This is a genomic window from Anaerophaga thermohalophila str. Valhall, assembly GCF_000250735.1.
GTDB lineage: Bacteria > Bacteroidota > Bacteroidia > Bacteroidales > Marinilabiliaceae > Anaerophaga > Anaerophaga thermohalophila_A.
Genome location: NZ_AHZV01000067.1, coordinates 1 through 12,292 on the forward strand (window position 1 = coordinate 1; position 12,292 = coordinate 12,292).

Below are 12,292 nucleotides of genomic sequence, written 5' to 3' on the forward strand. Positions count from 1 at the left end.
CACAACCAGGCGCGCATAACCGTTGAAAAATAGGCAAAAGCTTGGACAATTTCTGATGGTGAAGTACCTCGACGGAAACATTCATCCCGAAAAGGACGGAAAATTTCTTCGAAATGATTATGGTAAACCGCATCCGCCAGAATTTCCCGGCTATGATGAAGAATACTACCGAAACGTTGTTAAAGATGCAGGAGAAAAATTGAAAATGAAGGAATTTCCCCCTGAGAATAAAAATTGATTTATACTAATCAATACTCTGTTAAACCTTTGCTATATCCTGTAAATCAATTGTTTGCGTTTAAAGAGATTTGATTATTAAAATAAAGTATATCAAGATTATATGAATTATCTTATATCATTTATCTGACAAAATACACAAACCTCTAAAAACATGTTATTTATGCTAATTTGTTAGTTTTTGGAATATGGCCAGTACTTGAAAAAAATTACTATTGACTATTGACTAAAAACTACTGACTAAATTAATTAGTGTCTGTCCATAAAGTACCATTTGCTGTGTTATGCTTGCCGCCAAAATACTCATTTACGAAAAGTAAACTCCGTTTTTGGCGGCTTCGCAAACCTTGCAACCGGCACTTTCTGAACAGACACACATATTGTGAAAATTTTTGCGAGTTTATAGACGAGCACTAATTATATCTGAAAATCTAACGTTCTATTGACTAATGAAGCTTTCTGAAATTGGCGAATTCGGGTTTATTGAGCGGTTCTCTGAAAACTTTACACCAACAAAAGAAAAAGGAGTAACCGGAATAGGCGACGATTGTGCCATTATGCCGCTTGATGACAAATTTGAGCAGGTTGTTACTACCGATCTGCTGATTGAAGACATTCATTTTTTAAGAGAAGGAGTTTCACCATTTCTTCTGGGATATAAGTCACTGGCTGTCAATTTGAGCGATATTGCAGCGATGGGCGCACAACCAACGGCATCTTTTCTCTCTATAGCCATCCCTTCTGATGTCGAAGTTGAATATCTTGACCGGTTCATGGAGGGCTATAAGGAGCTGAGCGAAAAATATGATGTTCCGTTGCTGGGAGGAGATACCACTAAATCACCCGGAAAACTGACCATCAATGTCTGTGTCCTGGGAAAAATTGAACGGGGAAAAGCCCGCAGAAGGTCGTCTGCCAGACCAGGTGATATAATTTGTGTTACTGGTCCATTGGGTGATTCAGGAGGCGGACTGAAAATAATTCTGGAAAACATCGACAAAACAGACGACGCATACCATCGGTTAACCCGATGGCATAACCAACCTGAACCGGCTGTGAAAGAGGGACTATGGCTCGCCTCTTATCCCGGTGTCAGGGCAATGATGGATATTTCTGACGGCATTGCTTCCGATCTGAAACACATACTCAAAGCATCGCGATGCGAGGCGACCATCCAACTGGAAAAAATCCCACTGTCCGATGATCTGATAAAAGTATCTGACGAACAGGGATGGAATGCAATAAATCTGGCTGTTACTGCCGGTGAAGACTACCGGCTACTGCTTACCGTTGAAAAATCATGTTTTAGCGAACTGGCCAACCGGTACAATAAAGAATTTCCTTACCCCCTCTCTCCCATCGGTGTCATTGTTGATGGAAATAATCCCGGGAAAATTCAATGGACAGAAAACGGTAAAACGGTAGATTTTTCCGGAAAAGGATTTAACCATTTCAATACCTGATAAAAATAGTGACACCATCCTCTCAGACATACGCCTTCACGAACCAGACAGTAAAAGCTGCCAGAACAAGCAAAATTATCATTGATCCTGCAATTTTATTGATCCAGTAAAGCCGTCGCAGGTTAATTTTTGAACGAAATAATCCTACCAATGAAGTCAGCACCAGCCACCATAATGAAGCTCCCAGAAAAACACCGGAAATAATAATCATGTGACCTGCCAGTCCGTATGCCGGTTTGAGAACCCGGAAACTGGCAAAAAATGCAATAAACAGAAAAATCGCCAGCGGGTTACTGAGCGTAAGAAAAAAGGTTGAAACAAAATCTTTAATAAATGTATGCTTCCCTGCCTTTTGTCGTCGTAATCCGGCAGCCGGATTGGTGCGGTAAATTTTAATTCCCAGTGTTGTCAATACAATCACCCCTCCTAATTGAATCCACAACATCTGGGCTTCTATAAACGACACGATATAGGATAAACTAAAACCTGCAATTATGGCATAAATTACATCGCTCATCACAGCGCCAAGTCCGGAAAAAAAACCTGACAACCTGCCATTCTGCAATGTTCGCTGAATAATTAAAACACCGATTGGTCCCAAAGGTACCGATGCGGAGAATCCGACCATTATGCCGTCAAAAAGTGTCTTCCAATACATCCATTATAAATTTGTCGTCCACAAAGATTGCAAAATTGAAAAAAACACCCCTTTATATTTGTCATTTTTTTGTCCGCATTTCCATATATTTGAGAATTGTTACGTATTGGCCTTGAATTGTGCTTATCCCCCCTTGAGCACAATAAATGACCGTGTGAGATTGCATAGTGTTAAAACACTGTATATAAACAATTTGTTGCAATTTATTAACAATTACTTAACACAGAATTAACAACGACCAAACATTCTGCTTGTGAATAGAAACTATGTTTGCCTCCGAAAAAATTAAACTTAACTTCAACAAATGGAAACAATTTACCTGGTTATCGTTGGCGTACTTTTCCTTCTGGCTGTTTCCGACCTTGTGGTAGGAGTCAGCAACGACGCCGTAAACTTTCTAAATTCGGCCATTGGTGCCCGCGTCGCATCCTTTAAAGTCATAATGTTTATAGCGGCTCTCGGAGTTTTTGTGGGAGCCAGTTTCTCAGGCGGTATGATGGAGGTTGCCCGAAAAGGCATTTTTAATCCGCTAGTTTTTTCTTTTGAAGAGATCATGATCATCTTTCTGGCTGTAATGCTGACAGATGTGATTCTTCTGGATCTTTTCAACACTTTCGGACTCCCGACTTCCACCACAGTATCCATCGTATTCGAATTGCTTGGTGCCGCCATTGGTGTTGCTGTCATCAAATCGACCAACAATCCTGACATGTCGCTTGCGGAATATATCAATTCTGCAAAAGCACTGGCAATCATTTCGGGAATTTTGCTCTCCGTGGTTATCTCCTTTACCGTAGGAATGATAGTTCAATACATTACCCGGATTCTGTTTTCTTTCAATTTCCAACGAAGAATAAAATATTTCGGCGCTCTATGGGGAGGTATAGCCATTACAGCCATTACCTATTTCCTGATTGTTAAAGGGGCCAAGGGTGCCACATTTATGTCGGAAGAGGTTCAAACATGGATTTCCTCCAACGGAAAGCTAATCATACTCTACAGCCTGATTTTCTGGACCGTACTGATTCAAATCCTCTACTGGCTCTTCAATCTGAACATCATGAAAGCGACGGTGCTGGCAGGAACATTCGCACTTGCCATGGCATTTGCAGGCAACGATCTGGTTAACTTCATTGGTGTACCACTGGCAGGTTTTGAATCCTTCAAAATATATCAGGCGTCTGGAACTCCAGCCGACCAGTTACTGATGAATTCACTGGCAGGCGAAGTTAAAACCGAAGGATACTTGCTGATAATTGCCGGTCTTATAATGGTCATTACACTTTGGACATCCAGGAAAGCAAAACGGGTTGTTCAAACCTCTCTTGATCTTGGAAGACAATCGGAAGGAGAAGAGCGATTCGGCTCTTCATTTTTTGCACGCTCCATTGTTCGCGGCAGCATTGCCCTATCCAATTCCATCAATGCGGTAATCCCGGCAAAGGTTCGCAATTTTATCGACAAACAATTCGATAGTTCGGTCTATGAAGAGGAACGTCAAAAAATGGGAAAAGAAGCCTCCTCATTCGATGCTCTCAGAGCTTCTGTTAATCTTGTTGTGGCAAGTATCCTGATCGCCTATGCCACATCCATGAAACTTCCGCTTTCCACCACTTATGTTACTTTTATGGTTGCTATGGGAACATCCCTGGCCGACAGGGCCTGGGGACGCGAAAGCGCCGTTTACCGTATTACCGGTGTTGTTTCGGTTATCGGAGGTTGGTTCCTCACTGCTTTTTCTGCTGCAACCGTGGCCTTTATCATGGCGACGCTCATGATGTTTGGTGGAAACTATGCCATTTTCGTCCTGTTACTTTTCGCGGCCTTCATGGTTTACCGGACACATGTCATCACCAAAAAGCAGGACAGCGAAACCAAACTTTACAGCGAAATGGAAATAGAAGAAGTTAATGGTGAAATACTTTCCGAAAAAGTTCTGGAAAAATGCCGTTCCAGTGTTTCCGGTGTGCTGAAGGACATTTCAAAACTCTATAGCGAATCTCTTAACTTCTTCGAAGCTGAAGACAGAAAGCACCTGAAGGAAAATACAAAAGAAGTAGCCTCGCTTAACAAGCGTACCAAGAAACTGAAAAACAATATTTACAATACCGTACGCAAACTTCAGGAAGAATCGATTGATTCTGGCCTGTATTATGTACAGGTGGTAGACTACCTTCGTGAAACCGTTCACTCCCTCACGTTCATTGTCAATCCTTGTTATGAGCATCTGGACAACAATCACAAAGTTTTCTCCGAAGCACAATTTGAAGAAATAAATATCCTGGAAAGCAAAGTCAGATCACTGATCACTAAGGCCAATAATATGATTGATCAGTCTGATTTTAAACACCTTCAGGAGTTAATTGACGAACAATTAAAGCTCATAGATGTTATCAAAGGAATGCGCAAAAAACAACTGAAACGCATCAAGAAGGAAAAAGCAGGCACAAAAATAAGCATGCTTTACCTGTCGGTTCTGCATGAAACACAAAATATGCTCTTGCATCTTGTTAATTTATTAAAGGCTCAGCGCGATTTTGTTGCAGCAATAAAAAAATAATCATCATTAATTATAGGGGACATTGTTTTACACAGGGCAATGTCCCGTTTTATATAATTGTTGGGAAATGCAAATGAAAAACTGTTTTATTGCCCTCACCGGGGTAATGCTATTTCTATTGCCCTGCGGCAATACAAGTGCCCAGGATGTGGGGGAAACAGAAAAATTTGAACCATCGGGAAGTGTATACGGAAAAATATTTACCAATTTCAACACATCTCTTCAGGGAAGTGAAAAACAAACGGCTTTTGAAGTACGTCGTGCTTATCTGGGTTATGAATATTTGATTTCCCCTGAATTTTCGGCTGAAATAAAACTCGATATTGGATCTCCAAACGATGCCGAATATTCACTCCTTCGCCGATTCGGATACTTTAAAACTGCTGCTGTTTATTATCAACCCCTTGAAAACATTAAACTGACATTCGGACTTCAGGATGCCGTACAATTTAAGGTACAGGAAAAATTCTGGAAACGACGTTATATTGCCAAATCCTTCATGGATGAATATGACTTCGGCCCCAGTGCCGATATAGGAGCCAAAGCTCAAATAAAAGTGGATTTCTTCGATGTGGATGTTGCATTTTTTAACGGGGAGGGCTATTCAAGTCTCCAAAATGACGACACCTTTAAAGGTGCCATGGGAATCACTGTTTACCCTGTTGAGGGCCTTGTAACGCGAATTTATGGTGATATCTCCAGAAAGTCGGTCAATCAATCAACAACAGCATTTTTTGCCGGTTATTCCAATAAAATATTTTCTTTCGGAGGCGAATATGCTATGCACTGGAATCGTGAATTTCAGGATAATCACGATGCTTATGGGTTTTCCATAACCGGCGATTGGTTAATTCTCCCTGCTGCCAGAATTTTTGCCCGGTACGATAAAGTTGATTCAAATATACTGAGTGGTGAATCTGTTCCATGGAATCTGGCGAATGATGAAACGGCTCTTATTACCGGGATAGAATACATCCCCATAAAAAACATAAAAATCGCTGCCAATTATCAGGATCATTACCCTGCCGCAAAAAATGCTGAGTTGGTTTCCGCATTATTTCTTAATATTGAAGCATCATTTTAAGCCAATAGTCAGTTAAACTTTTGCAGAATGTTGTAAAACAACTGCTTGTGATTGAAAGGTTTTATTTATTAAAATACAGTAAATCAATATTATATGAATCATTATAAACCTTATGGTTCTACCACCAATTTAATGACAATTTGCAATTTGCAATTTGTTTATATGTAGTTAAAACATAGTTTAACGTAGCTTATAGGTTGTATTTTGTTTTTTTCAACAATATTTCAACCACATTTATAGCTATATTTTAACAAATATTTAACCACGAAAATAAGGGTAGTACCAATCTTATATCTAAAAATCTAACGATCTGTTATTAAACAGTCCGGTCATGAAAAAAATTCAATCAGTAAAACCGGCATTAAGTTTTTTCCTGCTCCTCGCTTTTATGGGATGCCGGGATTCGGAATATGTTCTTCCCGATGAGTATGTCACCATTTCAGATAATGGCGGAGGCACAGGAACAACAACCTGGACGGCAGACAAGGAATACCTGTTGGATGGAGTTGTCTTTGTAAATGAAGGACAAACACTTACCATTGAGCCCGGAACTGTGATAAGGGCCGAAACCGGACAGGCAGAAAATGCAAGTGCCCTGGTTGTAACCAGGGGCGGGAAAATTGTGGCTGAAGGAACTCCTGAAAATCCTATTATCTTCACTGTTAAGGGAGACGACCTCGAAGGGTCGGTACCCATTGAGAACAATGGCTTATGGGGCGGCGTAATAATTTTGGGAAATGCGCCTGTTAATGCACCAGACGGCGAAAGCGCGATTGAAGGACTTTCCCTGGAAGACTCTAGAACTTTGTATGGAGGAACTGATGAGAGCGATAATTCGGGAATTTTAAAGTATGTGTCAATCCGGCATGGAGGAACCAAACTTGAAGACGGAAATGAAATCAATGGCCTTACACTTGGCGGAGTCGGCAACGGAACCACCCTCGAATACGTTGAAGTAATATCAAACCGGGATGACGGATTTGAATTTTTCGGAGGGACCGTTAACGGACGCTACCTGCTTTCAGCTTTTTGCGGGGACGATGCTTTCGATTTTGATCAGGGATATGCCGGTAATTGCCAGTTTATTGTCGGACTTCAGGCGGGAGCAACCGGCGACCTGCTTATTGAACTCAGCGATTACGAAGGACATCCGAAAACTCGTCCGACCATTAGTAATGCTACCCTCATCGGGAAAGGCATGGACGAAAACGGCGAAACCGCCAGATTCGACAACAGTTCGGCAGGTACCATTGCCAATTCCCTGTTTCTCCATCAAAAACATGGTATTTACATTGAATACTCCGGCGATAATCTGGACAGTTACCAACAATTTATAGACGGGCACATTAAAATCATGAATAATGTATTTTACATGGTCGGAAACAATTCAGCCCGCCAAATTCTGGGTGTTTACTCAAAAATCGTAAGCGATGTAACGGAACAGGATTCAATTGTCAATGCCGCATTTGAGGATGGAAACAATCTGCTGGAAGATCCTCTAATTCTTTACAATCCACAGCATATTGATGCCATGAATCTGCTGCCCTCGAACAGTGAACTTGGAGAAATTTATAACCTCAGCAACAGATGGTTTGAGGATACCGACTTTAAAGGAGCATTTGGTCCCGACAACTGGCTCAAAGACTGGAGTATTCTCCACAATAGAGGATTGCTTTTACCAGGCGGGTATTAATGTTTTCAAAAAATTTTCCCCCCCCAAAAAAAAGGGATCGAACAATAAAGTGATCCCGTTTCTATTTCCTGAAAAGAACAATTACTATTTCGAAATAAGATTAATGTCGTTCATCAGTTTATCCCTGTAAGATTTACCGATCGGGATAACTTTGGTTCCGCTATCGATTTTGATAACTACCGAATTATCTTCAATCACTTTTATTTTGCTGAAGTTTACAATAAACGAACGGTGAATACGCATAAACCTGTCGGACGGCATCTTATCGGCAATGGCCTTCATGGTAAAATGAATGGTATATTTTTCACTGAACGTGTTAAGTACCACATAATTTTCGAGTGCCTCTATCCAAAGAATGTCATCGTACTTAATACGTACAAGTGAACCGTTGTTCTTGATAAAAATTTCGGTGCTTTCTTTAACCGGGCTTTCTTTTTTCTCGTAGCGCTCTCTTGCCCTGTTGACAGCCTTAATAAACCGGCCAAACTGAACAGGTTTCAAGAGATAATCGGTAACATCATATTCATAAGATTCAAGAGCGTATTTTTCCTGAGAAGAATAAATAATTACCTGAGGGATAATATCGAGAGATTCCAAAAATTCAATACCAGACATCTCGGGCATCTCAATATCAAGGAAGATCAAATCCACTTTTTCAGCATCGGGCTGATTAAGTGAATTCATGGCCTCCACCGCGCTGGAAAAAGACCCGACGAGGTGCAGACCCTCTGTTCTGCCCACAAACTCTTCAATTATTTTTATTGACAGCTTGTCGTCATCTATAATAATACAATTCATAGATTGAGATTTTGCTCAAAAATACAAAATATACTTAATTTTTACCATCAATTAAGATGTAAATTTAACCAATCGGCTTTATTTCAAACGCTGATTTTTCCAAAAAGTTTCCTCAATTAAATCTACTCTTTTTATTGTTTTTCGCATCCAGTCCAGCAATAACTGTTCATGATATTTTTGCTCTAATTGCCAGGCAGACTTGTCAATATTTGTACGAATAAAGAATGTGAAATGTTGCAGCATAATGGCAGCTGCTACCGAAATATTCAAACTTTTGGTAAAACCTACCATCGGAATGGTCAGATATCCGTCAGCCATTTCTTTAACATCCCCGGAAATGCCATTCTTTTCACTTCCGAAAACCAGGGCAAAAGGGCCCTGCCTGATATCCATCCTGGTAAACATAACTGCACCGGTATCGGGTACAGCAGCAAATATTCTGAAGTTTCTTTTCTTCAACTCCGAAAGAACCGATTTTGAAGCGGAAGTATATTTGTGAAGAGACAACCATTTAGAAGCACCGAGAGCAATATCGGGATTAACTTCATACCTGTTACGGTCTTCAATTATATGAACATCCTGAATGCCAAAGCAATCGCAACTCCTGAGCACTGCCGAAGCATTATGCGGATGAAAAATATTCTCGAGAACTACCGTCAGATAATTTGTTCGCAGTGATAAAATATTTTCAAACAGATGTAATCGCTCCGGAGTAATAAATTGTGAAAGATATTTTATCAATTCTTTCTCCACAACAGATCGTTAGATTTATAGAAGTAAGATTTAAGATAATTCATATAATATTGAAATACTAAATTGTAAGAAGTAAAACCTTTAAATCACTACCATTCGGTTTGCAACATTCTGCAAAAGATTAACGGACTATTAGAGAATGGTATAAAAAGATTTTTGTCAAAATCAAGACGTTAAAAATTTTTGTACCAGAGTTAACTCATTATTAATGAGGATTTAAAAATTTGTAACAATAATAAGTTTGACAATAAAGATGCTTTTTATATCCGACTCCGTAAATGTAGCATAAAAATAAAAGAGGGCATTCCAAAAACTGAAACACCCTCTTCTGATTCTTTTGACCAAAAAAGAATTAATTTACTGCATCGGTAAGATCACTACCAGCTTTAAACTTAACTACTTTTTTGGCAGGAATCTGGATTTCCTTACCGGTTTGAGGGTTTCTACCAGTCCGGGCACTTCTCTCGGAAACAGAGAAAGAACCAAATCCGACCAGTGCAATCCGGTCTCCCTTTTTCAATGCATCGCCGGTTACTTTAATAAAACCATCTAATGCTTTTTTAGCATCGGCTTTAGTCAATCCTGATTCACCAGCAATTGCTTCAATTAATTGAGCTTTGTTCATAATAAAATTAATTTTTAGGGTTAAAAAATAGGTTTCCCAATCTTCTTTCCACAAATATAGACGGTTTTTGGTGTTTACCAAATTCCAAAGCATAAAAAATACTCTAAAACATCATTTTTTTTGAACAATGATGCAAAATTGTAGTTTAATAGCCTTTTTTTATCAATTCACGGAGCTCTTTACTCTCAAAGAATTTGGGAATTTTTGAAATTACTTGCAGTAATATTATGATTACTTGCCGGTATTTCTCCAAATTTTTATTGCGGAAAATAACATATCAACAGGTTCCTGGTTTCCCGCTGGTACTGGTTTTATTGAATGGTATTGCCTAAAGATAGCTGGTCATTTATCATCCGGTCAATATATTGCTGGATATAAGCTTTCATGAGTTTCTCTGATTCGGGCAAATCAACTTCACCTTTGAGGTTGTGATGCTGAAGCGGATCCTTCTCCAGGTTGTAAATACCGGTTACCTCTTTCCCATCGAAATAAATAACGTATTTCCCGTGAAGGAACTGATACGACTCGTTGAAATAGTTCATAACAAACCGTTCATTTCGGTTTGCCGTCAACAGATCGTTCCCAAAAGCCACAAAAGGAAAGGGATATTCAATATATGACAAAACTGTCGGAAGGATATCCACCTGTTGAGCCAGTCCGCTGTCGATTCCGGGCTCTGTTTCACCGGGTTTATAAAAGATTATGGGCACGGCAAAACTCTCAACCGGTGTTTTATATTCTTCATGAAAGGGGATGGTACAATGATCGGCTGTAATAATAAAGAGTGTATTATTAAACCAGGGTGCCTGTGAGGCTGTTTGGAAAAAGCGCTTCAATGCCATATCGGTGTATCCCATGCATTTGTGCAGAGGGAGGGGGCCTTCAGGAAATTCGCCTTCGTATTTTTCGGGAACAGCAAACGGATGATGAGATGAAATGGAAAACAAAGTGGTAAAAAAGGGTTCTTTCAACCGATTCATATCGTTGGCAAAAAACTGAAAAAAGGGTTCATCCCAAATTCCCCACATACCGTCAAAATCAGCGTCATTATTATATTCATTCTTCCCAAGGTATTGTTCATATCCGGCCATTTTTGTAAAGGCCAGAAAACCCATGGATCCGTTGGGAGCCCCGTGATAAAACGCCGTCTCATATCCAATCTTTTCAAGAAGACCGGCCATTCCGTTTATTTTATTGTTGGCATACTCAGATACAATATAGGGTTGAATCAAAGAAGGAACGGAAGCAACAATAGACGGCAGTGCATCGATTGACTTTCTTCCATTTGCATAAGCATTATCAAATGCCCAGGATTGGGTTATCAGGCTATCCAGAAAAGGTGTAAAACCTTCATATTCGCCATCTTCGAGATCTTTATTGAGGGCCCCAATATGTTCTCTTCCAAAGCTTTCGAGAATGATCAGTACAATATTCGGCTTGTCTTTCGCATGGCTCATCTCAGAACTCGAAACAGATTGCCCGGGCTGATAAACAGGACTGTAAATGTCCCGAAGTTTTTCGGGCGGGAAATACTCAACCGGTTGAAAAACTGATTTCCCGAAAGTACGAAGGATCGCAAACGGTGTGTTCAGGACAATGGCCACTTGCTCGGGACGTTCAACATAACGTGCAGCATTACTGATATTTATAGGCCGGGTACTGTGGCGAAAACCTCCCCGCATCCCTCCTACTGTTAATCCTCCGGCCAAAGCCAGAACAATGGTGCCGGTAATACTATACTTCCACCAGTGCCTGAAAGGAAGTGGCCTGGAACGAACAACACCATATCCCCATATTAAAACAACCATCAAAATCAACCAAAGAAGTGTTGCATACCAGTAGTCAACAACAAAACGACTCCACAACGCAAGCATATTTTCTTCGTTGCTAAAAATCTTAAAAACACTGGCCGTGGTCCGTTTCAGTGTGAACCGGTAATATATTATATCGGAGACATTAGCCGCAAGACCAACAGCATTGGTTATTATAAAAATCCATTTCAGGGCCGTTCGGTAGCTTTTACTGAATTTAATCCTGAAAGGAAGCAAAAAGAGTAAAATATATAATGAGTTGAGGTACAGAATTACACTCAAATCGAATCTCAACCCACCCCTTAATACAGTAAGAAATGCCTGAAAAGATAGATTTTCAAACAAATCACTGTTAAAGAAATAGAATGCCAAACGGCAAATTGTATACAGGGCCATTATTAACCCCAAACGGAATACCAACACAATGTATTCATTCCATTCCCCGGCACGCTTCATTGTTTTCAGATTCATGATTTAAATTCACGCAAAATTAAAAGAAAATTCACAAGAAATTTACATTATACGGGAAAGGAAAAAAAAGACTGCCGAAAAGACAGTCTTCCTTTTTTAATCAAATAATTCTAACCTGCTTTATTCATAAGTTTTCGTC

10 protein-coding genes are annotated in these 12,292 nt (G+C 39.9%); 5 read left to right on the top strand and 5 right to left on the bottom strand.

Annotated features, from left to right (window positions below):
- Positions 1-22 precede the first annotated feature (22 nt).
- Together OQ5_RS0102830 and thiL are read left to right on the top strand one after the other, a co-directional pair.
- Positions 23-238, top strand: coding sequence for a hypothetical protein (locus OQ5_RS0102830; RefSeq protein WP_255297350.1), 216 nt, complete (start codon positions 23-25; stop codon positions 236-238).
- 448 nt (positions 239-686) lie between these two features.
- Positions 687-1,700 (top strand): thiamine-phosphate kinase, encoded by a 1,014-nt coding sequence (gene thiL / locus OQ5_RS0102835; RefSeq protein WP_016776042.1) that lies wholly within the window; start codon positions 687-689, stop codon positions 1,698-1,700.
- 22 nt (positions 1,701-1,722) lie between these two features.
- Here the strand turns inward: thiL and OQ5_RS0102840 are convergent, their stop codons facing one another.
- Positions 1,723-2,358 (bottom strand): LysE family translocator, encoded by a 636-nt coding sequence (locus OQ5_RS0102840; protein ID WP_016776043.1) that lies wholly within the window; start codon positions 2,356-2,358, stop codon positions 1,723-1,725.
- A gap of 304 nt (positions 2,359-2,662) precedes the next feature.
- Here OQ5_RS0102840 and OQ5_RS0102845 point away from each other — a divergent pair, with 304 nt between their 5' ends.
- The 3 genes from OQ5_RS0102845 to OQ5_RS0102855 all read left to right on the top strand — a co-directional run bounded on the left by OQ5_RS0102845 (position 2,663) and on the right by OQ5_RS0102855 (position 7,695).
- Positions 2,663-4,918, top strand: coding sequence for an inorganic phosphate transporter (locus tag OQ5_RS0102845; RefSeq protein ID WP_016776044.1), 2,256 nt, complete (start codon positions 2,663-2,665; stop codon positions 4,916-4,918).
- A gap of 73 nt (positions 4,919-4,991) precedes the next feature.
- Positions 4,992-6,002: a hypothetical protein gene (locus OQ5_RS0102850; RefSeq protein WP_016776045.1), complete on the top strand. Its 1,011-nt coding sequence runs from the start codon at positions 4,992-4,994 to the stop codon at positions 6,000-6,002.
- 331 nt (positions 6,003-6,333) lie between these two features.
- On the top strand, positions 6,334-7,695 hold the full coding sequence (locus OQ5_RS0102855) for a hypothetical protein (RefSeq protein ID WP_016776046.1): 1,362 nt from the start codon (positions 6,334-6,336) through the stop codon (positions 7,693-7,695).
- A gap of 84 nt (positions 7,696-7,779) precedes the next feature.
- On the opposite strand, the gene OQ5_RS0102860 is transcribed toward OQ5_RS0102855, so the two are convergent.
- From OQ5_RS0102860 to OQ5_RS0102875, 4 genes are all read right to left on the bottom strand, one after another.
- On the bottom strand, positions 7,780-8,493 hold the full coding sequence (locus OQ5_RS0102860) for a LytR/AlgR family response regulator transcription factor (RefSeq protein ID WP_016776047.1): 714 nt from the start codon (positions 8,491-8,493) through the stop codon (positions 7,780-7,782).
- Positions 8,494-8,571: 78 nt separating this feature from the next.
- Positions 8,572-9,246, bottom strand: coding sequence for a TrmH family RNA methyltransferase (locus tag OQ5_RS0102865; RefSeq protein WP_016776048.1), 675 nt, complete (start codon positions 9,244-9,246; stop codon positions 8,572-8,574).
- A 352-nt stretch (positions 9,247-9,598) separates the two neighbouring features.
- The gene (locus tag OQ5_RS0102870) at positions 9,599-9,925 is read right to left on the bottom strand and encodes an HU family DNA-binding protein (protein WP_176694049.1); all 327 of its coding nucleotides are present in this window, start codon (positions 9,923-9,925) and stop codon (positions 9,599-9,601) included.
- Between the two features lie 257 nt (positions 9,926-10,182).
- Positions 10,183-12,153, bottom strand: coding sequence for an LTA synthase family protein (locus tag OQ5_RS0102875; protein ID WP_255297351.1), 1,971 nt, complete (start codon positions 12,151-12,153; stop codon positions 10,183-10,185).
- Positions 12,154-12,292 lie beyond the last annotated feature (139 nt).

Coding starts and splice junctions, on each gene's coding strand:
- thiL (WP_016776042.1), top strand. CDS start 687: ATGAAGCTTTCTGAAATTGGCGAATTCGGGTTTATTGAGCGGTTCTCT.
- OQ5_RS0102840 (WP_016776043.1), bottom strand. CDS start 2,358: ATGTATTGGAAGACACTTTTTGACGGCATAATGGTCGGATTCTCCGCA.
- OQ5_RS0102845 (WP_016776044.1), top strand. CDS start 2,663: ATGGAAACAATTTACCTGGTTATCGTTGGCGTACTTTTCCTTCTGGCT.
- OQ5_RS0102850 (WP_016776045.1), top strand. CDS start 4,992: ATGAAAAACTGTTTTATTGCCCTCACCGGGGTAATGCTATTTCTATTG.
- OQ5_RS0102855 (WP_016776046.1), top strand. CDS start 6,334: ATGAAAAAAATTCAATCAGTAAAACCGGCATTAAGTTTTTTCCTGCTC.
- OQ5_RS0102860 (WP_016776047.1), bottom strand. CDS start 8,493: ATGAATTGTATTATTATAGATGACGACAAGCTGTCAATAAAAATAATT.
- OQ5_RS0102875 (WP_255297351.1), bottom strand. CDS start 12,153: ATGAATCTGAAAACAATGAAGCGTGCCGGGGAATGGAATGAATACATT.